The organism is Conexibacter sp. JCM 18997 (genome assembly GCF_055391915.1).
In genome coordinates this window covers 3,765,211-3,786,992 of record NZ_AP043885.1, presented here as the reverse complement: position 1 = coordinate 3,786,992, position 21,782 = coordinate 3,765,211, and the positions used below count along the sequence as shown (strand labels likewise).

Genomic DNA, 21,782 nt, shown 5'->3' with positions numbered 1-21,782 from the left:
CCCGCCTCAACCGCCTTCACCGGATGGCTACTGGCTGAACGGGCCGGGGCGCTCGGCCTTCTCGACCGCGCGCCCCAGCGGCAGCCCGCCCGGGGTGTTGCGCAGCAGCAGCCACGAGAACCACAGGCCGACGACGAACAGCGGCACGCCCATGCCGATGCGGGCCGCGCCCAGCGCGACGAGCGCGTCGGCGAAGTACAGCGGCAGCTGCACGACGATGCGCAGCGTGAACAGCACGGCCCATACCGCGGTGGCCCGCTTGTAGGCCTTCATCAGCGTCGGGTTCTGGCGCCAGCTGTAGTCGCCCTTGGACAGCGCGGAGACGAGCACGCCGATCAGCGGCCAGCGCACGGCGATCGAGATCAGGAAGGCCGAGGCGTAGCCGATGTTCAGCACGAACCCGAGCAGGAAGAAGTTCTCCGCCTTGCCGGTGCGCTGCGCGATGTAGCCCGAGATGGCCACGCCGATGACGCCGGCCAGCGCGTAGATCGGCGTCTGCCTGCGCACGACGCGGGCGAGGCCGAGCACGAGCGCGACGGCCACGGCGGCGATCGCCGAGGTCTTGATGTCGTTGCCCGCGGCCGTGTAGACGATCACGAAGACCAGCGCGGGGCTGACCGTCTCGGCGATGCCCAGGGGCCCGCCGACCGCGTCCGCGATCGACGGTGGCGGCGCCGGCTCGGTGACCGGCGCCTCCTCGGGATCAGTCGCTGGGCTTGTACTCACCGAAGACGTCGCGCATCGCCCCGCATACCTCACCCATCGAGCAGCGGTCGCGCAGCGCGTCCTTGAGGAAGGGCAGCAGGTTGTCGGTGCCGCGGGCGGCCTCGCGGATGTCCTCGAGGCGCTGGGCCGCGAGCTCCTGGTCGCGGTCGGCCTTGAACGCCTTGAGGCGGTCGACCTGACCGCGCTCGGTGGCCGGGTCGACCTTCAGCAGGTCCTCGATCTCGATGTCGTCCTCGACGAACTTGTTGACGCCGACGACGATGTCCTGCTCGAGGCGGTAGCGCTCCTGGTAGCCCCAGGCCGACTCCTCGATCTCGTTCTTGATGAACGCGATCGCCTGGACCGAGCCGCCCAGCTGGTCGACCTTCTCGATCAGCTCGGTCGCGCGCGACTCGATCTCGTCGGTCAGCGACTCGACGAAGTAGGACCCGGCGAACGGATCGACCGTGTCGGCCGCGCCGGACTCGTAGCCGATCACCTGCTGGGTGCGCAGGGCGATCTTGGCGGCGCGCTCGGTGGGCAGCGCCAGCGCCTCGTCGTAGCCGTTGGTGTGCAGCGACTGCGTGCCGCCGCACACCGCCGCGAAGCCCTGCAGGGCGACGCGCATGATGTTGTTCTGCGGCTGCTGGGCGGTCAGCGTCACGCCGCCGGTCTGCGTGTGGAAGCGCAGCATCAGCGACTTCGGGTTCTGGGCGCCGAAGCGCTCCTTCATGATGTGCGCCCACATCCGCCGGGCCGCGCGGAACTTGGCGACCTCCTGGAAGACGTTGTTGTGGCCGTTGAAGAAGAAGGCCAGGCGCGGCGCGAAGTCGTCGACGGCCAGGCCGGCGTCGATCGCCGCCTGCACGTAGGCGATGCCGTTGGCCAGCGTGAACGCGACCTCCTGCACCGCCGAGGAGCCCTTCTCGCGGAAGTGGTAGCCCGAGATGGAGACCGTGTTCCACTTGGGCACGTTCTCCTTGCAGTAGGCGAACAGGTCCGTGGTCAGCCGCATCGACGGCTCCGGCGGGTAGATGAAGTTCCCGCGGGCGATGTACTCCTTGAGGATGTCGTTCTGGACCGTGCCGCGCAGCTGCTTGCTCTCGACGCCCTGCTCCTCGCCGACCAGTTCGTAGAGCAGCAGCAGGACGCTGGCCGGCGCGTTGATCGTCATCGACGTCGTGACCTGGTCCAGCGGGATCTGGTCGAACGCCGTGCGCATGTCGTCGAGCGTGTCGATGGCCACGCCGGTGCGGCCGACCTCGCCCAGGCAGCGCGGATCGTCGGAGTCCAGACCCAGCTGGGTGGGCAGGTCGAAGGCCATCGACAGGCCCGTGCCGCCGTTCTTCAGCAGGTAGCGGTAGCGCTCGTTGGACTCCTTGGCCGTCGCGAAGCCCGCGTACTGGCGCATCGTCCACAGCTGCTTGCGGTACATGTCGCGGTGCGGCCCGCGCGTGTAGGGGTAGCTGCCGGGCTCGCCGAGGTCCAGCTGCTCGGGGACGTCGGACTGGTCGTACAGCGGCTTGATCTCGATGCCCGAGTCGGTGAAGCGACGCGGGTCTTCCGGCCCCACGATGGGGGCGACGGTCAGCCGATCGGGCGTCGTGGCCATCTTCGGAAGGCTACCCGGGGCGGGCGAATGAGCGATCTCCCACGAAACTGGACGCATGTCGTATGGCGCCGCGGGCGTCCAGTCGGCGAATGTTGCCAGCACGGCGGGCGCATGGATGCGACCCGCCTCTTTCTTCGCCTCCACCTGCAGGAGCCCCATGTCCCGGCTGGTCTCGGTGTCACTCGTGATCGTGGCGATGTTGATCGTCGTGCCGGCCGCGTCCGCCGCCACGCGTTATGTCGACCCGGCGGGGTCCGACGCCGGCAACGACTGCTTGGTGCACGCGTCGCCCTGCCAATCGATCCAGCGGGGCGTCGACGTGGCTGCGACGAACGACACCGTCGTGCTGGCGCCGGGCGACTACGCGGGAGGCGCGATCATCGCCAAGCAGGTGACCGTGAACGGGGCGCAGGCCGGCATCGATGGGCGCACGCGCTCGGTCAGTCTGAGTCAGGAGTCCCGCATCGTCGGGTACTCGACGCTCCTCGGGGGCCACGCGGTCCTCGATGGCGTCTACTTCGACGCGCCGGCCGGCACCGCCCTATCGGTGGGCACCGCCACCGTGCGCAACGCAGTGTTCGCCGCTGCGGATTCCGCGGTGATCATGCGGCCGTCCAGCGGGGCGCTGATCGAGCGCAGTCGCTTCACCGCGTCGGTGGGCGTCGCGGTCCACAGCGTGTCGATCCCCGCGATCCCCATCGCCGGCCTGACCGTTCGCGACAACGTCGCCTCGGGCCCGCTGATCGAGGCGAGCGGGTCGCCGAACCTCACGATCAGCGGCAACGTCGTCACCGCCATGAGCGGCAACGTCGTCAGCCTCGGTACCGACGTGACCGGCGCGGTCATCACCGGCAACGACCTCACCACCGCCGGCGGTGGTGCCTGGGGCGTCGGGTTCGATCCTCTCGGGGCCGGGTCGGCGCCGAGCGCGCAGATCACGCAGAACCAGATCGTCGCGCCGACCGCCGTCTCCGGCGGAAGCGGCGTCGCGTTCACGCTGACGGGCAACCGACTGGTCGGCGACCTCACCGGTTCTGGCTTGACCACGACCAGCAACTGGTATGGGTGCAACGCCTCCTGTCCAACGTCGGCCGTGTCGGACGCCCAGCGAATGTCGTTCGGCAACCTCACCGCCTCGGCCGGGCCGTACATCTCGGGCGTGCCGGTCACCATCACGGTCAAGGTCGGCCCCACGACGGCGGGTGCGCCGGCGGCCGGCTGGCCGGTCACCTTCAGCGCCGATTCGGGCACGATCGGCTCGCCGGTGACGACGGTCAGCGGCGGCGTGGCGACCACGACCTGGACGCCCGGCGCGGGCGGTGCGGCGACCGTCACCGCGACGCTCGATGGTGAGGCGCTGACGCTTCCGCTGACGGTGATCCCCAACACCGAGCCGCCCAATGCGGTGATCGACACGGCGCCGGCGTCGCCGCGCAATGGGGTCGCCGATGCGACGTGGACCTTCCACGCGACCGATGTCGACACACCCGGCGGCCCCTTCACGTTCGAGTGCCAGTTCGATGGTGGTTCGTGGACGGCCTGCGACGCGGGCACCTTCACGGTCGCCGCCGTCGGCGAGGGCGCGCACACGTTCGCCGTGCGCGCCAGCGACTCCGGCGGCCTCGTCGACGGCTCGCCCGCCTCGCGCGCGCTGCTCGTCGACCTGACCAAGCCGACGATCACGGTCACCAACCCGCCCGTGCGCAGCCAGGACGGCAGCGAGAACGTGCTGCCCACCTATCTGTTCGACTCCGATCCGGCCGAGGCCTTCGGTTGCGTGGACCCGCTGGCGGGCACGCCGGCCGGTGCATCCGGGGTGGCCAGCTGCGGTCCGGACTCGATCGACACCGGGACGCTGGGCGTGCACGGGTTCGCGATCGGCGCGACGGACAACGCCGGCAACGCCTCCGACACCGTCTACCGCACCTACCGCGTGCACCCGCCGCGCTATGGCGACTACGTCAACGCGGACTCGCCGCGCGTGTTCTGGCGCATGGACGACGCCAAGGGCGCGACGTCGACCACGGACAGCGGGACGTACCACACCAACGTGGCCGACAAGCGCGTCGTGCTGCGCCGCGATCCGGCGATCAGCTGCGAAGGCCGCCCGCCCGCGCCGCACCGTCCGGCCGGCTGTGAGGTCACCAACGACCCGCAGGGCTACAGCGCGTTCTTCCCCGGCGACAACGGCGCGTACGTGAGCGTCGACGGCGGTCTGGCCGCCACGCCGAGCTACGCGATGGAGGCCTGGATCAAGCCGGTGTCCAGCGCGGACGGCGGGATCATGGACCACGGCGTCAACAACGGCGCGCTGTTCATCCGCGGCGGGCGGATCGTGTTCCACGCCCAGGACGTCGAGATCACCGGCCCGGTGATCACGCCGGGCGCTTGGTCGCACGTGGCGGGCACCTACACCGGCGGCGTCGCGCGGCTGTACGTCAACGGCACGTTCTTCTCCAGCACGGCCACCAACCAGCTGCCCAGCGGCGGCGGCACGACGTTCTACGTCGGGCGCACCGATCACGCGATCAGCCCCAAGGCGTTCCACGGCTTCATCGACGAGGCGGCCTACTACGACCACGCGCTGTCCGCGCGGCGGATCTGGGCGCGCTGGCACATCGGCACCTTCCAGGAGGCGGCCGGGCCGGCGATCCCGCCCTACCAGGACATGAACCGGCCGACGATCGACACGCGCACGCCGGCCAACGGCGCGCTGTACTCGCTGACCTCCGACAAGGTGCCGCTGGCCGACTTCTCGTGCGCGGACATCGAGGATCCGGCGCCCGCCTGCGTGGCCACGGTCGACGGCGCGCCGATCGCCGATGGTGCCGCGCTGCCGCAGACGGCGGGCGAGCACACGTTCACGGTGGTGGCCACCGACGCCTCGGGGCTGCACTACACGCATGCGCACCGCTACTACGTGGAGTCGTTCCGCGATCTGATCGCCGGGGCCGAGCCGTGGTCGCTGGCCAAGGACGTGCCGACGCTCTACTACCGCTTCGACGAGCCCGACGCGGACACGACGGCGGCCAGCCAGACCGGCTATCCGGCCACCTACAAGAACGACCCGGTCAACGGCCCCGTGGGCATCTCCGGCGACGGCAACACGACCCGCTCGTTCCTGGGCCGGGGCGGCTACGCCTACGTGCCCAGCGTGCCGTCGGCGCCCAACGGCTTCTCGATCGAGGCCTGGGTGCGCCCGAGCGACGCCGGCAACATGGGCATCTTCGACCACGGCGGCACCGGCGGCGGCCCGAGCCTGTGGATCGAGGGCGGGCAGGTGCGCTTCCGGATGCCCGACGGCACCACGGTCAGCGCGGCCCGGCCCGCGGTCGGCACGTTCTTCGCGGTGCACGCGCGCTGGGACGGCGTGCTCATGTCGCTGTGGATCGACGGCGCGAAGGTGGGCGAGGCCGAGACGACGAAGGCGCCGTCCGGGTCGCCGTCGCTGTACGTCGGGATGGTCAACGGCCTCGGGCTGGCGCAGCCCTGGTTCCGCGGGCTGATCGACGAGGTGTCCTACTACGCGGCGCCGTTGCGCGACGGGCGCGTGTTCGACCACTACTTCGCCGATCCGCCGGCGCCGGGCAGCACCCCGCCGAGCACCCCGACCACGCCCACGCCGCCGGTCACCGGCGGTGGCGGTGGCGGTGGCGGTGGCGGTGGCCTGCCGGCCACGCCGAAGACGCCCGCGGCCCCGACCCCGGATCCGGTGCCCGCCAGCGCGCCGTCGGTGGCCACCCCGCCGGCCCCGGCCGCGACCGGTCCGGTGACGACGCCCAAGCCGACGACCGCGACGACACCGGCGAAGAAGAAGACCGGGTGCGCCGCCAAGAAGACGAAGAAGCAGCGCTCCGCCTGCTACGCCGCCAAGCGCAAGGCCGAGGCGAAGGCGAAGGCCAAGGCCAAGAAGAAGCGCGAGGCGGCGCGGCGCCACGGCTGACGCGTAGCCTGCATGGCGTGCTGGTTCACGTCCGTCTCTTCGCCCAGCTGCGCGAGCGCGCCGGGGTCCCGGTGCTCGAGCTCGAGCTGCCCGAGGGCGCGCGCGTGGCCGACGCGCTGGCCGCCGTGGGCGAGCTGGCCGCCGGCCTGCCGCTGGTCATGGCCGTCAACCGCGAGTACGCCGACGCCGACGCGCCCCTGCACGCCGCCGACGAGCTCGCGCTCGTGCCGCCCGTGTCGGGCGGGAGCGGGCCCGTGCTGCACTGGCGGGTGACCGAGGAGCCGCTGTCGCTGGACGCGCTCGCCGCGCGCGTGGCCGACCCGCGCGCGGGCGCCGTGGTCACGTTCAGCGGCACGACGCGCGACGTCGCCTTCCTGGACTACGAGGCCTACGCCGAGATGGCGGGGGTCGAGCTGGAGCGGATCGTGCGCGCGGTGGCCGCCGAGCACCAGCTGTGCGCCGCCGCCGCCGAGCACCGCACCGGGCGGGTCGCCCTCGGTGAGGCGTCGGTGATCGTCGCGGCCTCCGCGCCCCACCGGCCCGCCGCCTTCCTGGGCGCGCGCGCCCTGATCGACGAGATCAAGGCGCAGCTGCCGATCTGGAAGCGCGAAGAGGGCGAGTGGGTGCCGGGCACCGTCCCGCAGTCCCGGTAGACGCGGTTAGGGCGCCCTACCATGGGGCGTCCCGGATGGCCAAGAAGCTCAAGCCCAAGAAGAAATGCTGCAAGAGCCGACCGCGCTGCAAGCGCTGCCCGGTGCGGCTGAAGCAACTGGCCGCCCAGGGCAAGACCGCCTGAACGGATAGCCTCTGCGCCCATGGCGACCTGCTTGGTGACCGGTGGCGCCGGCTTTCTGGGATCGCATCTGTGCGATGAGCTGCTCGCGCGCGACCACCGCGTGATCTGCGTCGACAACCTGGAGACCGGCTCGCTGCGCAACATCGCCCACATCCGTGGGCCCCGGTTCACGCACCTGAACCTCGACATCACAGAGCCCTACTTCGTCGAGGAGCAGGTCGACTTCGTCTTCCACTTCGCCTCGCCGGCGAGCCCGATCGACTACCTGCGCCTGCCGCTGCACACGCTCAAGGTGGGCTCATACGGCACGCACCACACGCTCGGCCTGGCCAAGTTGCATCGCGCGCGCTTCCTGACCGCCTCGACGTCCGAGGTCTACGGCGACCCGCAGGTGCATCCGCAGCCCGAGTCCTACTGGGGTCACGTCAACCCGATCGGGCCGCGCGGCGTCTACGACGAGGCCAAGCGCTACGCCGAGGCGCTGACGATGGCCTACCACCGCCAGCAGGGCGTCGACACGGCGATCGTGCGGATCTTCAACACCTACGGGCCGCGCATGCGCCCGCACGACGGCCGGGCGATCCCGACCTTCCTGCGCCAGGCCCTGCAGAACCGTCCGCTGACCGTGTTCGGCGACGGCAGCCAGACGCGCTCGTTCTGCTTCGTCTCCGACTTGATCCGGGGCATCATCGGCCTCGCGGAGTCCGGCTACCACCAGCCCGTCAACATCGGCAACCCCGACGAGTACACGCTGTTGCAGCTCGCCGAGACGGTCATCGAGGTCACCGGGTCGTCCTCGGAGATCGTCTACGAGGCGCTCCCGACCGACGACCCGCAGGTTCGCCAGCCGGACACCAGCCTGGCCGAGCAGGTTCTCGGCTGGCGTCCGGAGGTCAGCCTGCGCGAAGGACTCAGGCGCACGATCGACGAGGCCGGGGTCGAGACCCTCGTCGGTGGCGGCCTGCGCTGATCTACTTCACAACTTCTCGTTCGCTGCGTCGTTGCAGCGCATTGGAGTAATGCCGCAAGAGACAGCCCGATCCAGAGCGAAGGAGGCCCAAGGTGGCGACGGGGAGATCCCGTACGTCCGCATGCCCACCTACGCGCCCCTGGGTCAGGACATGCGGCGCAAGCGCCCGCCGGCGCTGTCCTTCCTGCTGCGGCTGGACACGGCCCGGCGGACCGCCCGCGTCGTCTCGCTCATGGCGCTGGACCTGGCCGGGGTGTTCCTGGCCATCTTCACCGCGCTCGCGCTGAAGGCCTGGGTGCGCGACACGCTCGACGTCAACGCGACGTTCGAGCAGACCAAGGACTTCGTCTCCTTCGCCTTCCTGCTCACCGTGCTGCTGTTCGCGCGCTCCGGGCTGTACGCCAACCGCGGCGAGCGACCGGGCCTGACGCGCATCGTCGCCGGGCTGTTCCAGGTGACGGTCGTCGCGCTGATCTTCGCGATCGTCAACGGCGAGGACTTCTCCAGCTACTACATCTTCTACGGCTCGCTGTTCTTCAGCGTCCTCTACGTGGCCGGCTTCCGCTACCTGTACGAGGGCGTCAGCGGGGCGCTGCTGCGGGCGGCCGGCTACCAGCGCCGCACCGTGCTGGTGGGCAGCGGCGGCCACATCGAGGACGTCGGCCACGCGCTGGCCGACGCGCCGCACTCGCCGATCAACGTGATCGGCTTCGTGTCGCTGACGCCGCGCCCCGACAACGGGCTGGTGTCGCTGGGCAAGCTGGACGCGATCGCCGACGTGCTGCGCGAGCACCGCATCGACGAGGTGATCATCGCCGACCCCGACTTCCCGCAGGACAAGGCTGTCGATCTGGTCGACAAGTGCCACGCGATGGGCGTGCGCGTGCGCATCGCCCCGTCGACGATGGAGATCCTCGTCCATCGCGCGGAGTTCGTGCCCGGCGAGTCGGTCCCGCTGTTCGAGCTCAAGCCGCCGGTCTTCGAGGGCTTCGACTACCTGCTCAAGCGCACGTTCGACCTGGTCGGCGCGACGCTGCTGCTGTTCGCCTTCAGCCCGATCCTGCTGGTCTCCGCGCTGGCCGTGAAGCTGACCTCGCGCGGGCCGGTGCTCTACCACTCGATCCGCCCGGGCGTGGGCGGCGTGCCGTTCGCCTGCTTCAAGTTCCGCACGATGTACACCGGCGCCGACCTGCAGCAGGCCGAGCTGGAGGCCCTCAACGAGGCCCAGGGCGCGATCTTCAAGATCCGCGACGATCCGCGCGTGACGCGCGTCGGCCGCTACCTGCGCCGCTTCTCGATCGACGAGCTGCCGCAGCTGATGAACGTCCTGCGCGGCGAGATGTCGCTCGTCGGCCCGCGCCCGCTGCCCGAGCGCGACTTCGACCGCCTCGAGGACTGGCACAAGAAGCGCTACCTGGTGCTGCCCGGCATGACCGGCCTGTGGCAGGTCTCGGGCCGCTCCGAGCTGGACTTCGACGACCTCGTGCGCCTCGACTTCCTGTACCTCGAGCGCTGGTCGCCGTTCCTGGATCTGACGATCCTGCTGAAGACGCTCCCCGCCGTGCTCATGCGGCGTGGCGCCTTCTGAGTCGCCCGATCGGGTAGGACGCAACCATGCGTCGCTGTGCTGTTGCCGTCCTCGCCGCCGGGCTGCTGGCGGGCTGCGGTGGCGGCAGCGCGACGACCGCGCCGACGATGACCCTGGACCCGCATCCGCCCCGCGCGGTGGCGCCCGGCCAGACGATCCGCATCACCGAGCCCGGCTCGACGCGCATGGTCGGCGACGGGATGACGCCGCTGAAGTCGTTCGCCGCGGCGCGCACCGAGTGCGGCTACTGGCACGCGTTCTACGTCGGCGAGGTGTACGGCGGCCACATGTACCACTTCGACTCGATCGCCCACGCGTTCGCCACCCACCGCGCGGCGCCCGGCTACCTGGACACCGTCGAGCGCGGCTGCCGCGCCGGGCTGCACAAGTAGCCGTCTACGGGCGCGCGCCCGACGCCGGGGACCGCAGGCCGGCGCGACAGCCGCGCTGCACCTCGTCGAGGTGCCCCGGGGCCGCCTGGCGCACCGCGAAGACGTGCGCGGTGCGGTCGAGGTCGGCGGCGGTCATGTCGCCGATCAGCTCCTGGCCGTAGGTGAACGCGACGTACTTGGCCCGCCAGTCGCCGCACTGGATCCGCCCGGCGGCGTAGGTCGAGGGCGCGGTCACCACGGGGGCGGGGCCGGTCTGGGTGTGCGACAGCGTGATGCCCTGCGGGATGTGCCGGCGGGCGACCGCCGCCTCGCCCTCCAGCTGTGCGGCGCTCGGCCGCGGGCCGTCGTCCCCGCAGGCGCTGAGCCCGATGGCCAGCGCGGCGGCCACCAGCAGGATCGAGCGCGACGGACCGGACATGCCCGCTAGGCCGGCGTGGGCGCCTCGCCGGCCAGCTCGCGCGACAGGCGATCGATCGCCGCGTTGAGCTCGGCGTCCTCGTCGGGCTTCCACTCCGCCACGAGGTCGCTCAGGCACTGGCGCCGGGCGCCCAGCAGCCGCTGCGCGGTGGCGCTGCCCTCCGCGGTCAACGCGCCGTCGGCCACCAGGCCGCGGGTGCGCAGCTCGACCAGGCGTTCCTCGACCCAGGCGGGCTCGACGGGACGGTTGGCGGCCAGCGCGTCGGGGTCGTCCAGCGGCTCGCCCTCCGCGCCGCGGACGAGCAGCCACGCGTCGCCGGGCGGCAGGTCGACCCCGGCCGCCTCGACGGTGCGCTCGACGAAGCGGCGGGTGCGGTCGCGGCCCACGAGGCGGGCCAGGTCGCGGGTGACGATGCTCAGCGAGTCGATCTGCGCCGGCGCCGCGAAGGCCTCGTTGAGGTCCGCGGTCTCGACGGTCTGACGCAGCGGTCGCTCCTCGATCAGCCAGCTGAGGATGAAGGCCACGGCGATCGCCGCGGTGGCGACCAGGAAGACGGTGGAGATCGAGTCGGTGAAGGCGTGCGTGAACGTCTCACGGGCCGCGTCGGGCAGCTGCTGCAACGCGCTCGGATCGAGCTGGGCGCCGCCGGCCAGCGAGTCGCCGGCCGAGGTGCCCGCCAGCTCGCCGTTGAGCTTGTTGGTGAACACCGCGCCCAGCGCCGCGGTGCCCAGCGAGCCGCCGATCGAGCGAAACAGCGTCGCGCCCGAGGTGGCGACGCCGAGCTGTGCGTAGCCGACCGCGTTCTGCACGGCGAGCACGAGCACCTGCATGACCAGGCCCAGGCCGAGGCCCATGATGAACATGAACACCGAGGCCAGCGCCGTCTGCGTGTTCTCGTCCAGCGTGGAGAGCAGCAGCATGCCGACGGTCGACAGCGCGGTGCCGACGATCGGGAAGAGCTTGTAGCGGCCGGTGCGGCTGATGATCTGGCCCGAGCCGATCGAGCCGAGCAGCACGCCGGCCATCACCGGGATCAGCTGCAGGCCCGACTCGGTCGGGCTGTCGCCGCGCACGACCTGCTGGAAGAGCGGCAGGTACGTGAGCGCCCCGAACAGCGCGAAGCCGATCACGAAGCCCACCGCGCTGGTCACCGCGAAGACCCGGTTCTTGAACAGCGACGGCGGCAGGACCGGTTCGGCGGCGCGGTGCTCGACGGCGAAGAACAGGACGATCGCCGCCACGGCCAGGACGCCCAGGCCGACGATCTGCCAGGAGGCCCAGTCGTAGGTCGTGCCGCCAAGCGTGGCGGCCAGCACGATCGCGCTGAGCCCCACGGCCAGCAGCACGGTGCCGGCGTAGTCGATCGCGTGCTCGACCTTGTCGCGCACGCTGGGCAGGGTGACGGCCAGCGCGAGCAGCGCGATCACGCCCAGCGGCAGGTTGACGTAGAAGATCCACCGCCACGAGAGGTGGCTGGTGAAGAAGCCGCCGATCAACGGGCCGGCCACGCTGGAGACGCCGAACACCGCGCCGAACAGCCCGGTGTAGCGCCCGCGCCGCGAGGGCGGCACGACGTCGCCGATGGCCGCCTGGGCGCTGACCATCAGCCCGCCGCCACCGAGCCCCTGGATCGCCCGGAAGGCGATCAGCTCGGTCATCGACTGGGCCAGCCCGCACAGCACCGAGCCGATCAGGAACAGGACCAGGGCCGTCTGCAGCACGCGCTTGCGCCCGTACAGGTCGCCGAGCTTGCCGTACAGCGGCGTGACCGCGGTGATGGCCAGCAGGTAGGCGGTGACCACCCACGACAGGTGCTCCAGGCCACCGAGCTCGCCGACGATCGTGGGCAGCGCGGTGGAGACGATCGTCTGGTCCAGCGACGCCAGCAGCATCACCAGCATGAGCGCGCCCATGATGAGCCACAGCTCGCGCCCGGTGCGCTCTCTCCCGGCGACCCCGTCCGTCACCGCATGGACGTTACCCCTCGGCGGGCCGCGGGCGTCGGGCGATGCCGGGGTCGATGCGGTCCTCGGCCAGCGTGCGCAGGCGCTGCAGGGCGGGCAGGCTGAGCAGGATCGTGCCGCCGCAGACCAGCCACATGGCCGAATAGCCCTCCGTCGCGGAGAACGGGTCGTGCAGGTACTGGATCGCGATGCCGGCCAGCAGCGGCCCCAGCGCCGTCCCGATCCCGCGGCTGAGGCTGTAGAAGCCGGTCAGCACGCCGTGGCGGCCCTTGGGCATCAGCGGCTGCAGCAGCGCGTAGGGCAGCGTCATGACCAGGCCGCCGCCGAAGCCGGCGATCAGCATCACCGGGATCAGGATGGCGATCGACTGCGTGAAGGCCGGGATCAGCATCCCGACGCCGTAGAACGGCAGCACCCAGGCCATCGCGCGCAGGCGGCCGTAGCGGTCGGCCAGCTTGCCGCTGACCACCGCGGCGGGCAGCACGAGCAGCGCGACGCCGCCGACGATGCCCGCCGACGCGGCGCTGCTCTGGCCCAGGCCGATCGTGATGTAGAGGAAGACGAAGGTCTTCAGCGCGCCCAGCGACGCCTCCCACAGCGCGTTGGCCACCAGGTACGCGCGCAGCTCCGGGTGGCCGCGCAGCACCGATCTCAGATCGGACGCCTCGGCCATCACCGTCTCGGCCTCCGACGAGGGCGCCCGGCGCCCGTTCTCGCGGGCCCGCGGCACCGCGACGCGCAGGAACAGGGCCATGCAGACCGTGAACAGGATCGCCGCGCCGATGAACGGCGCGATCACGCCCCAGGCGATCAGCAGGCCGCCGCCGACCAGGGCCAGGCCCGTGCCCGCGCCGCGCCAGATCGCCTGCGTGGACTGGGCGCGCGCCGCGATGTCGTCGCGGATCAGGTCGGGGTACAGCGCCCGGTAGGGCTCGTAGGCGATGAAGTAGGCGACGAAGAAGATCGTCACCACGACGATCATCACCGGGAGCGAGTTGGCCAGCCCCATCAGCGCCAGGCTGACGATCGCGATCGGCGTGCCGGCGATCAGGAAGGGCAGGCGGCCGCCGACCGACGTGTGCAGGCGGTCCGACCAGCTGCCGACGACGAGCGGCAGCCACAGCGCGAGCACGCCCTCGATCGCGATCAGCCCGCCGATCACCACCGACGAGTCCAGGAAGTCGTTGGCGGCCACCGGCACGTACGTGGTCACGACCGTGATGGCCAGCGCCAGCGCCGCCGTGGGCAGCCCGAGGATGCTGAGCGTGCGCCGCTCGGTGGCGGTCAGGGTGCGCGCGCTCACCCCGACATCATGGCAACGCCGCTGACGGGGTCAGCGGGCGAAACGCGTCAAGCCGCGACGCAGGGCCCGGTAGCTCGGTCGAGCGGTGCCGTCGCCGTTGACCACGCCGGTGTCCATGCGCGTGCGGCAGCCGACGCCGAACCAGTTGTAGACGTAGGCGCGATCGATGTCGCGGCGGTACTTCTTGAGCAGGGCGAACAGGTAGTCGATCCGGTTGGCCGCGCGCGACTGGCTGCAGCGGAAGCTGCGCCCCAGCTCGACGATGCCGCCCGTCTCGGTCAGCCAGAAGCGGGGCGCGTGCACGAACGTGCGCACCTCGCGCATGATCGACGCCGTGCCGGTGGACGTGCGGCGATTGACGTCGCCGTAGTTGTGGATGCCGACCACGCGGGCGCTGCGGCGCAAGCGCTTGGGCAGCGCGCGGTAGAAGCTGTCGATGTAGGACTCGACCTTGCGCTGGTCGAGCACGTCGAGCGCGACGATCGTGCACCCGCGGCAGATCTGGCGCATCTGCTCGTAGTACTGCGCCGCGCGCTTGGGGTGGTTCGACGTGGGCTGGGACGGGTGGTTGGCCTCGTTCCACACGCCCCACTCGCGCACGCCGAGCGGACGCATGGTGCGCACGAGGCGCCCGACGAGGGAGCGGTAGCCCGCCGGGCTGGGCAGGTGGCCGCGGCCTGGGCGCAGGTCGTCGGTCGAGATGTGCATGGTCACGGAGATGCCGTCCTGGCGGGCGCGGCGCACGTAGGCCTCGGCCTCGCGCAGCTCGCCGCGATGGCGCACCGCGTCCCAGGGGATGAAGTAGCGCACGCGTTCGATCTCGGCGGCCTGGAACAGCGGCTGGTCGAACAGCTCGACGTTCTGGTCACCGATCCCGACATGGACGTCGTAGCGGGCGCAGGCGGCGGCGGGCAGGGCCAGCGCAGCGGCGATCAGGACGGCGAGGGACACCAGGTGTCGGGACATGTGTCGCCCACAAACCGGCACACCCGGCTGCGCTGCGCTGCGATGTCCGACCACTGACATCAAACAGTTCGCCCTTGACAGGCCCCCCTGCGTGCGGATTAGGATCCGCGCACGGTTTCCAAAACCGTTTTCGGAACATGCGACAGGAGAGAGTCACCATCCGCGAACTGGCCCGCCTTTCCGGCGTGTCGGTCGGCACCGTGTCCCGGGCCCTGAACGGCTACGCCGACGTCAATCCCGAGACGCGCGAGCGGATCGCGCAGCTGGCGCGCTCGCTGGAGTACACGCCGAGCTCGGCGGCCCGGATGCTGGTCACCCAGCGCTCGCACGTGGTGGGGATCTTCCTGGAGACCGGCGAAGGGCACCCCGACCTGCAGCACCCGTTCTTCCACGAGGTGATGGTCGGCATCAAGCACTGCCTGGGCGCGCGCGGCTACGACATGCTGCTGTTCGCCTCCGAGCAGCCCGGCAACGGCTACGGTCCGCACTCCTACGAGAAGCGCTGCCGCCACCACAACGTCGACGGGGCGATCCTCATGGGCGTCGATCCCGACGACGAGGAGACGCGCCGGCTGGTGCGCTCGTCGCTCCCGTGCGTGGGCGTCGACGTCGAGCTGACCGGCACCGCGACCGGCTACGTGATCTCCGACAACTCCACCGGAATCACCGATGCCGTCGCGCATCTGCACGGTCTCGGGCACCGCCGGATCGCCCACATCACCGGCCTGATGGACAAGCGCCCCGGGGCCGAGCGCCTGCGCGCCTACCGCGACGCGCTGAAGGCCCACGGCCTCGGCTACCGCGACGAGTACATCGCCTACGGCGACTTCTACGTCGACAGCGGGCGCGAGGCGACCGCCCGGCTGCTGGCGCTGGACGAGCCGCCCACGGCGATCGTGGCGGCGTCCGACCTGATGGTCCTGGGCGCGCTGCGCGCGGCCGCCGACGCCGGCGTGTCGGTCCCCGGGGACCTGTCGATCGTCGGCTTCGACGACATCCAACTTGCGGCCCACCTGCCCGTGCCACTGACCACGGTGCGGCAGGACAAAGCTGGGCTGGGGGCCGCCGCCGGTGAGGCGCTCACGCGCTGCATCGCCGGTGAGGACGCACCCGCTGTGACCACGCTGCCGGTCGAGTTGATCGTCCGGGAATCGACCGCCCCGCCTCGCGCGGGCGCCTGAGCCGGGGAGGCGACGCCGGGCACCCAGGACATTCACGGAGACATCTACAAAACCGTTTTCGTCTTGTTCATTTCGCGTACGAGGAGGAGGAGCATCGTGCGACGTAGCTTGGGGATCGTCTGGACGGCGATCGCCGCCATTCTGGTTGCCGTGGCCCTGGGGGCCTGTGGCAGCTCGGACACCAACGACAGCAGCACCGGCGACACAGGTGGTTCGGCCGCCACCGGCGCTTCGACGACGGCCGCTGCGCCGTCGCTGAAGGGTCAGAAGATCACGTTCTGGATCATGAACAACGGTCCCGACCCGGTCGCGGACACCGAGAAGATCGTCAAGCCGTTCGAGGATCAGACGGGCGTCGACGTCGACGTCCAACTCGTCGGCTGGGACGTGCAGTTCGACCGCATCCGCAACGCCGCGGTCTCCGGCGAGGGTCCCGACGTGACCCAGGCCGGCACCACGCAGGTCCCGTTCTTCGCTGCGTTGGGCGGGTTCGAGGACCTGTCCGACCGCATCGGCGACATCGGCGGCGAGGCCGCCTACGCCCCGGGCATCTGGGGCACCAGCCAGGTCGTCGGCCAGGACGGCACGTGGGGCATCCCGTGGTTCACGGAGGCCCGCACGATCTACTACCGAACCGACGCGCTGAAGCAGGCCGGCGTGGATCCCGCGACCGCCTTCACCGACCTCGATGCGATGCATGCGACGTTGGAGAAGCTCAAGGCGGTCAAGGACATCGACGGCAAGCCCATCATGCCGTTCGGCATCCCGGGCAAGAAGGCGTTCGACCTCGTCCACAACGTCATGCCGTTCGTGTGGGACGAGGGCGGCCAGGAGCTGACCGACGACAACGCAAAGTCGTCGATCAACTCGCCGGAGGCCGTCAAGGGCGTCATGTACGTCAGCGACCTGTTCCCGCAGGGCCTCGCCGATCCGGCGATGCTGGAGCGGGACGGCACGCAGGTGGAGAACATGTACAAGGGCGGTCGTCTGGCCGTGTGGATCGGTGGGCCGTGGGTGCTCGGCTCGATCCCGCGTGAGGACGACACGAACTGGACCGACGCGGCGCGCAACAACACCGCGGTGGCCCCGATGCCCAAGGGTCCGGACGGCAAGGCGAACACGTTCGTCGGCGGTTCGAACCTGATGATGTTCAGCTCGTCGGAGCACAAGGACGCGGCCTGGGCTCTCATCAAGTACCTGTCGCAGGACAGCGTCCAGAAGGACTACGCCAACCTGCTCGGCATGTTCCCGGCTCGCCTGGAACCGCAGAAGCAGGTCGGGGAGAAGGGTCCCGACTGGCAGGCGTTCTACGACGCCATCCAGACCGGTCGGTCCTACGCGGCGATCCCGCAGTGGGGCCAGATCGAGAACGCGTACAAGACGCGCTTCGGGAACATCCTCGACTCGGCCGCCGGACACGGCGAGCCGTACTCGCAGGCGACGGTGCAGTCGCAACTGGACGACGCGGCCAAGGAGGCCGACGGGTTCCTCGCCCAATCTGCTGGTTAGCGCTCCTCCAGCAGGCCCCAACCCCCGTCCGCCGAACTCTCCCCGGCGGACGGGGGTGCCTCTGATCGCCAATGGCATCTCTCGACACCACACGTCCCACCGCCTCGCCGCCCACGCCGGCCGAGCCGACGCCGCCGCAGCGGCCGGTCAACCCCCGCCGCGGCCACCGCTGGCGGCGCGACCGCTTCGCCTGGGCGCTGATCGCCCCGGCGGTCGTGTTCATGATCCTCATCCACCTGCTGCCGACGGTCGGCGGCGTGGTGCTGGCGTTCAAGAACCTCAACACCTTCACGTTCCGCAAGCTGTTCGGCGCGCCCTGGGCGGGCCTGGACAACTTCCGGGCGATCCTCACCGACGACGCCAACCCGCTGCACAGCGGGTTCATGAACGCCGCCGGCAACACGCTCGTCTACGCGGCCACGACGGTCACCGGCGTGCTCGTCGGCGGCATGCTGCTGGCGCTGCTGATGCACCGCGAGTTCCCCGGCCGGCGCATCGTGCGCACGCTGATGCTGACGCCGTGGGTGGTGCCGAGCTTCGTGGTCGCCGTGCTGTGGCAGTTCATGTGGCAGAGCGACGTCGGGATCATCAACAAGATCCTGGTCGACTACACCGGGCTGGTCGACGACCGGCCGGTGTGGCTGCTGGGCCCCAACTCGATGTGGGCGATGGTGATCCCGTCGATCTGGCGCGGGCTGCCGTTCTGCATGCTGATCTTCCTGGCCGGGCTGCAGTCGATCCCCCAGGAGCTGCACGAGGCGGCGGCGATCGACGGCGCCGGGCCGATCCGCCGCTTCTTCTCGATCACGCTGCCGCTGCTGCGCCCGCTGATCGCGGTCCAGCTGCTGATCCAGGTCATCTACGCGGCCTACATGTTCACGATCCCGTGGATCATGTTCGGGTCCAACCCGGGCGAGCACGCGGACCTGGTGATGACGCTGATCGTCCGCGAGTCGTTCTCCAACAGCCTGTTCGGCTTCGGGGCGGCCGCGTCCGTGCTGGTGATGTTCGCGATGGCGCTGTGGGCGGCCATCTGGCTGGCCGCCTTCCGCCGCGACCTGGAGGCGCAGGCATGACCCGCAAGCGGGCCGGCAACTGGGGGCTGAACACCCTCACCTACCTCGTGCTGGTCGTGATGCTCGCGCCGGTGGCCTGGCTCGTGCTCAGCGCGCTGCAGACCAACGGCGCGCTGGCCAGCGGCGACTACGACTTCCTGTCGCCCACGCTGGACGCGTTCACCGGCATGTGGCGCAACGTCGACTTCGGCAAGTACTTCGCCAACAGCCTGATCATCTGCACGGTGTCGGCCGCGCTGGCCACGCTGCTGGCGGCGTTCGCCGGCTACGCGCTGGCCCGCTTCCGCTTCCGCGGCGCGGGCACCTACTCGGCCGCGGTGATCGGCACGCAGCTGATCCCCGGCGCGCTGTTCCTGCTGCCGCTGTTCATCGGCTTCATCTGGCTGCGTCAGCACACGCCGATCAACCTGTACGACAGCCGCATCGGGATGATCCTCGTCTACACGGCGTTCTTCACGCCGGTGGCGATCTACTTCATGCGGTCGTTCTTCCAGGCGATCCCGCGGGATCTGGAGGACGCGGCGATGGTCGACGGCTGCTCGCGCCTGGGCGCGCTCGTCCGCGTCGTGCTGCCCAACGCCGCGCCCGGCCTGCTGGCCACCTTCGTCTACGCGTTCCTGTTCGCCTGGGACGAGCTGCTGTTCGTGCAGGCGCTGACGGAGACCCATGCCGAGACGATCCCGATCGGGATCCGCAACTTCATCGGAAACTACTCACAGGAGTACGCACAGCTGATGGCTGCCGGAGTCGTATCGACCATCCCGGTGATCGTGGCGTTCTTCGCCACGCAGCGGTGGCTGGTCAAGGGCCTGACCGCCGGGGCGGTGAAGGGATGACCGAGCTCGCCGGCCAGCCGACAGCCGGGGTGGACGGGACGCGCGTCACCGACCCGCTGCCCGAGGGGTTCCGCTTCGGCGTGGCCACCGCCGCGTACCAGATCGAGGGCGCCGTCCGCGAGGACGGGCGGGGCGAGTCGATCTGGGATCGCTTCGCCCACACCGAGGGGCACGTGGCCCGCGGCGAGACCGGCGACGTCGCCTGCGACCACTACCACCGCTGGGCCGAGGACCTGGACCTGATCGCCGGCCTGAACGTCGAGAGCTACCGCTTCTCGATCGCCTGGCCGCGCATCCAGCCCACCGGCAGCGGCGCGGTCAACCAGGCGGGCCTGGACTTCTACCGGCGCCTGGTCGAGGGCATGCTCGAGCGGGGCATCGAGCCGATGGCCACGCTCTACCACTGGGACCTGCCGCAGGCGCTGCAGGATGCCGGCGGCTGGGGCGCGCGCGACACCGCGCTGCGCTTCGCCGAGTACGCGGAGATCCTCGGGGCGTCCTTGGGCGACCTCGTCTCGCAGTGGATCACCGTCAACGAGCCGTGGGTCGTGGCCTTTCTTGGTCATATGGAAGGTCGCAAGGCCCCGGGTGTACGCCACTGGCCGACCGCGCTGCGCGTCTCGCACCATCTGCTCCTCGGCCACGCCCTGGCCGCGCAGCAGTTGCGAGGGCACGGTGCGGTCGGCCCGGCGTTGAACCTGTCGCCGATCCGCGGCGACGCGGCGGCGATCCGCCAGGACGGCTACCTCAACCGGTGGTTCCTGGACCCGCTGTTCCGCGGCGCCTACCCGCAGGACATGCTCGACCTGTACGAAGGGATGTTCGGCCCGTTCGACGCCGTGCGCGACGGCGACCTGGCGCTGATCAGCGAGCCGGTCGACTTCCTCGGGGTCAACTACTACAACCCGATGCGGGTGCGGATGAACCCAGGCGACCTCCCGTTGCAGCTGGAGCTGGAGCCCGGGCACGGCACGCTCACGCACATGGGCTGGGAGGTCGATCCGGACGGGCTGCGCGAGATCCTCGTGCGGATCCGTCGCGACTACCGCGACGTGCCGATCTACATCACCGAGAACGGCGCCGCCTACGTCGACGCCGATCCGGTCGAGGACCCGGAGCGCACGGCCTACCTGGCCGGCCACCTGGAGGCGCTGCGGGCGGCCGCGGCCGAGGGCGTCGACGTGCAGCGCTACTGCGTGTGGTCGCTGCTGGACAACTTCGAGTGGGAGCAGGGCTACGACCAGCGCTTCGGCATCGTCCATGTCGACTTCGAGACGCAGGAGCGCACGCCCAAGCGCAGCGCGCTGTGGTACCGCGACGAGATCGCCCGCACCCGCGACGCACGAGGAGGTGCGTGATGGCCCCGATCACCTTCGATGCCGTGTCCAAGGTCTTTGCGGACGGCACCACCGCCGTCGACCGGCTCAGCCTGGGCGTCGACGACGGCGAGTTCCTGATCCTGGTCGGACCCTCGGGCTCGGGGAAGTCGACGGCGCTGCGCATGCTGGCCGGCCTGGAGGAGGTCAGCGACGGCGAGGTGCGCATCGGCGAGCGCGTGGTCAACGACGTGGCGCCCAAGGACCGCGACATCGCGATGGTCTTCCAGAGCTACGCGCTGTACCCGCACATGACCGTCGAGCGCAACATGGGCTTCGCGCTGAAGATGGCCGGCGAGCCCAAGGCCGCGATCCATGATCGCGTCGGCGCGGTGGCCGACAAGCTCGGCATCGGCGACCTGCTCCAGCGCCGCCCGCGCGCGCTGTCGGGCGGCCAGCGCCAGCGCGTCGCGCTCGGGCGGGCGATCGTGCGCTCGCCCTCGGCCTTCCTGATGGACGAGCCGCTGTCCAACCTCGACGCCAAGCTGCGCGTCGAGATGCGCGCGTACATCGCGCGCCTGCACGGCGAGCTGGGCGCGACGATGGTCTACGTCACCCACGACCAGGTCGAGGCGATGACGATGGGCGACCGCGTCGCGGTGATGCGCGACGGGCGCCTGGAGCAGTGCGACGTCCCCCAAGCGCTCTACGACCGGCCGGCCAACGTGTTCGTCGCGGCGTTCATCGGCTCGCCGTCGATGAACCTGCTGCGCGGGCGGCTGTCGGGCGACGACGACGGCCTGTGGCTGGCGTTGGGCGCCCAGCGCATCCGCGTCCCCGCGCGGCCGGAGCTCGACGGCTACGTCGGTCGCGACGTGCTGGCCGGGGTGCGGCCGGAGGACTTCGACCGCGCCGGCCCCGGCGACGACGATCGCGTGCTGGCGCTGCCGGTGCTGCTGACCGAGTCGCTGGGCTCGGACCTGTTCGTCCACGTCGAGCTCGACGTGCCGCCGGTGGTGGCCGACGAGGAGGTCCTGGCCGAGCTGGGCGGCGCGGACCCGGTGCTGCCCGGCGGCCACACGACCGCGATCACCGCGCGCCTGGCCCCCGACGCGGTCGTCGTCGCGGGCCAGACGCTGCGGTTGGCGGTCGACGTGGACCGGGTCCACTTCTTCGATCCGGCCACCGAGCAGCGCATCGGGTAGCG

17 protein-coding genes are annotated in these 21,782 nt (G+C 70.8%); 11 read left to right on the top strand and 6 right to left on the bottom strand.

The window, feature by feature from the left end; genetic code table 11:
• Positions 1-27: 27 nt before the first annotated feature.
• On the bottom strand, positions 28-726 hold the full coding sequence (locus ACZ5UI_RS19085) for a DUF3159 domain-containing protein (protein WP_464189868.1): 699 nt from the start codon (positions 724-726) through the stop codon (positions 28-30).
• Positions 704-2,317, bottom strand: coding sequence for an acyl-CoA mutase large subunit family protein (locus ACZ5UI_RS19080; RefSeq protein WP_464189865.1), 1,614 nt, complete (start codon positions 2,315-2,317; stop codon positions 704-706). The genes ACZ5UI_RS19085 and ACZ5UI_RS19080 overlap by 23 nt, the downstream gene beginning before the upstream one ends.
• 157 nt (positions 2,318-2,474) lie before the next feature.
• Here ACZ5UI_RS19080 and ACZ5UI_RS19075 point away from each other — a divergent pair, with 157 nt between their 5' ends.
• The 5 genes from ACZ5UI_RS19075 to ACZ5UI_RS19055 all read left to right on the top strand — a co-directional run bounded on the left by ACZ5UI_RS19075 (position 2,475) and on the right by ACZ5UI_RS19055 (position 10,006).
• Positions 2,475-6,260, top strand: coding sequence for a LamG-like jellyroll fold domain-containing protein (locus ACZ5UI_RS19075; protein WP_464189863.1), 3,786 nt, complete (start codon positions 2,475-2,477; stop codon positions 6,258-6,260).
• 17 nt (positions 6,261-6,277) lie between these two features.
• Positions 6,278-6,913 (top strand): molybdenum cofactor biosynthesis protein, encoded by a 636-nt coding sequence (locus ACZ5UI_RS19070; RefSeq protein ID WP_464189861.1) that lies wholly within the window; start codon positions 6,278-6,280, stop codon positions 6,911-6,913.
• A gap of 162 nt (positions 6,914-7,075) precedes the next feature.
• Positions 7,076-8,026 carry a UDP-glucuronic acid decarboxylase family protein gene (locus ACZ5UI_RS19065; RefSeq protein WP_464189859.1) on the top strand — a complete coding sequence of 317 codons (951 nt, stop codon included), beginning with the start codon at positions 7,076-7,078 and terminating at the stop codon, positions 8,024-8,026.
• A 121-nt stretch (positions 8,027-8,147) separates the two neighbouring features.
• The gene (locus ACZ5UI_RS19060) at positions 8,148-9,614 is read left to right on the top strand and encodes a sugar transferase (RefSeq protein ID WP_464189857.1); all 1,467 of its coding nucleotides are present in this window, start codon (positions 8,148-8,150) and stop codon (positions 9,612-9,614) included.
• A gap of 26 nt (positions 9,615-9,640) precedes the next feature.
• Positions 9,641-10,006, top strand: a complete 366-nt coding sequence (locus ACZ5UI_RS19055; protein WP_464189854.1) for a hypothetical protein — start codon at positions 9,641-9,643, stop codon at positions 10,004-10,006.
• Between the two features lie 4 nt (positions 10,007-10,010).
• Here ACZ5UI_RS19055 and ACZ5UI_RS19050 read toward each other — a convergent pair whose 3' ends face one another.
• Genes ACZ5UI_RS19050 through ACZ5UI_RS19035 form a run of 4 tightly spaced genes read right to left on the bottom strand, consistent with a single transcriptional unit; the run spans position 10,011 to position 14,642 of the window.
• Positions 10,011-10,424, bottom strand: a complete 414-nt coding sequence (locus ACZ5UI_RS19050) for a hypothetical protein (RefSeq protein ID WP_464189852.1) — start codon at positions 10,422-10,424, stop codon at positions 10,011-10,013.
• Positions 10,425-10,429: 5 nt separating this feature from the next.
• Positions 10,430-12,391: an MDR family MFS transporter gene (locus ACZ5UI_RS19045; RefSeq protein ID WP_464189850.1), complete on the bottom strand. Its 1,962-nt coding sequence runs from the start codon at positions 12,389-12,391 to the stop codon at positions 10,430-10,432.
• 10 nt (positions 12,392-12,401) lie between these two features.
• Positions 12,402-13,691: an MFS transporter gene (locus ACZ5UI_RS19040; RefSeq protein ID WP_464189848.1), complete on the bottom strand. Its 1,290-nt coding sequence runs from the start codon at positions 13,689-13,691 to the stop codon at positions 12,402-12,404.
• Between the two features lie 30 nt (positions 13,692-13,721).
• Positions 13,722-14,642: a glycosyl hydrolase gene (locus ACZ5UI_RS19035; protein WP_464189846.1), complete on the bottom strand. Its 921-nt coding sequence runs from the start codon at positions 14,640-14,642 to the stop codon at positions 13,722-13,724.
• Positions 14,643-14,857: 215 nt separating this feature from the next.
• Here ACZ5UI_RS19035 and ACZ5UI_RS19030 point away from each other — a divergent pair, with 215 nt between their 5' ends.
• The 6 genes from ACZ5UI_RS19030 to ACZ5UI_RS19005 all read left to right on the top strand — a co-directional run bounded on the left by ACZ5UI_RS19030 (position 14,858) and on the right by ACZ5UI_RS19005 (position 21,780).
• A complete protein-coding gene (locus tag ACZ5UI_RS19030; RefSeq protein WP_464189844.1) occupies positions 14,858-15,838 on the top strand; it encodes a LacI family DNA-binding transcriptional regulator in 981 nt (326 codons plus the stop codon).
• Between the two features lie 96 nt (positions 15,839-15,934).
• Positions 15,935-17,347, top strand: coding sequence for an extracellular solute-binding protein (locus ACZ5UI_RS19025; RefSeq protein WP_464189842.1), 1,413 nt, complete (start codon positions 15,935-15,937; stop codon positions 17,345-17,347).
• Between the two features lie 71 nt (positions 17,348-17,418).
• Positions 17,419-18,423 (top strand): carbohydrate ABC transporter permease, encoded by a 1,005-nt coding sequence (locus ACZ5UI_RS19020; protein WP_464189840.1) that lies wholly within the window; start codon positions 17,419-17,421, stop codon positions 18,421-18,423.
• Positions 18,420-19,259, top strand: coding sequence for a carbohydrate ABC transporter permease (locus ACZ5UI_RS19015; protein ID WP_464189838.1), 840 nt, complete (start codon positions 18,420-18,422; stop codon positions 19,257-19,259). Before ACZ5UI_RS19020 ends, ACZ5UI_RS19015 begins: the two co-directional genes overlap by 4 nt.
• Positions 19,256-20,617, top strand: coding sequence for a GH1 family beta-glucosidase (locus ACZ5UI_RS19010; protein ID WP_464189836.1), 1,362 nt, complete (start codon positions 19,256-19,258; stop codon positions 20,615-20,617). Before ACZ5UI_RS19015 ends, ACZ5UI_RS19010 begins: the two co-directional genes overlap by 4 nt.
• Positions 20,617-21,780, top strand: coding sequence for an ABC transporter ATP-binding protein (locus tag ACZ5UI_RS19005; RefSeq protein ID WP_464189834.1), 1,164 nt, complete (start codon positions 20,617-20,619; stop codon positions 21,778-21,780). Before ACZ5UI_RS19010 ends, ACZ5UI_RS19005 begins: the two co-directional genes overlap by 1 nt.
• The last annotated feature ends 2 nt before the right edge of the window (positions 21,781-21,782 follow it).

Coding starts and splice junctions, on each gene's coding strand:
- ACZ5UI_RS19080 (WP_464189865.1), bottom strand. CDS start 2,317: ATGGCCACGACGCCCGATCGGCTGACCGTCGCCCCCATCGTGGGGCCG.
- ACZ5UI_RS19055 (WP_464189854.1), top strand. CDS start 9,641: ATGCGTCGCTGTGCTGTTGCCGTCCTCGCCGCCGGGCTGCTGGCGGGC.
- ACZ5UI_RS19075 (WP_464189863.1), top strand. CDS start 2,475: ATGTCCCGGCTGGTCTCGGTGTCACTCGTGATCGTGGCGATGTTGATC.
- ACZ5UI_RS19015 (WP_464189838.1), top strand. CDS start 18,420: ATGACCCGCAAGCGGGCCGGCAACTGGGGGCTGAACACCCTCACCTAC.
- ACZ5UI_RS19005 (WP_464189834.1), top strand. CDS start 20,617: ATGGCCCCGATCACCTTCGATGCCGTGTCCAAGGTCTTTGCGGACGGC.
- ACZ5UI_RS19065 (WP_464189859.1), top strand. CDS start 7,076: ATGGCGACCTGCTTGGTGACCGGTGGCGCCGGCTTTCTGGGATCGCAT.
- ACZ5UI_RS19010 (WP_464189836.1), top strand. CDS start 19,256: ATGACCGAGCTCGCCGGCCAGCCGACAGCCGGGGTGGACGGGACGCGC.
- ACZ5UI_RS19020 (WP_464189840.1), top strand. CDS start 17,419: ATGGCATCTCTCGACACCACACGTCCCACCGCCTCGCCGCCCACGCCG.
- ACZ5UI_RS19050 (WP_464189852.1), bottom strand. CDS start 10,424: ATGTCCGGTCCGTCGCGCTCGATCCTGCTGGTGGCCGCCGCGCTGGCC.
- ACZ5UI_RS19060 (WP_464189857.1), top strand. CDS start 8,148: ATGCCCACCTACGCGCCCCTGGGTCAGGACATGCGGCGCAAGCGCCCG.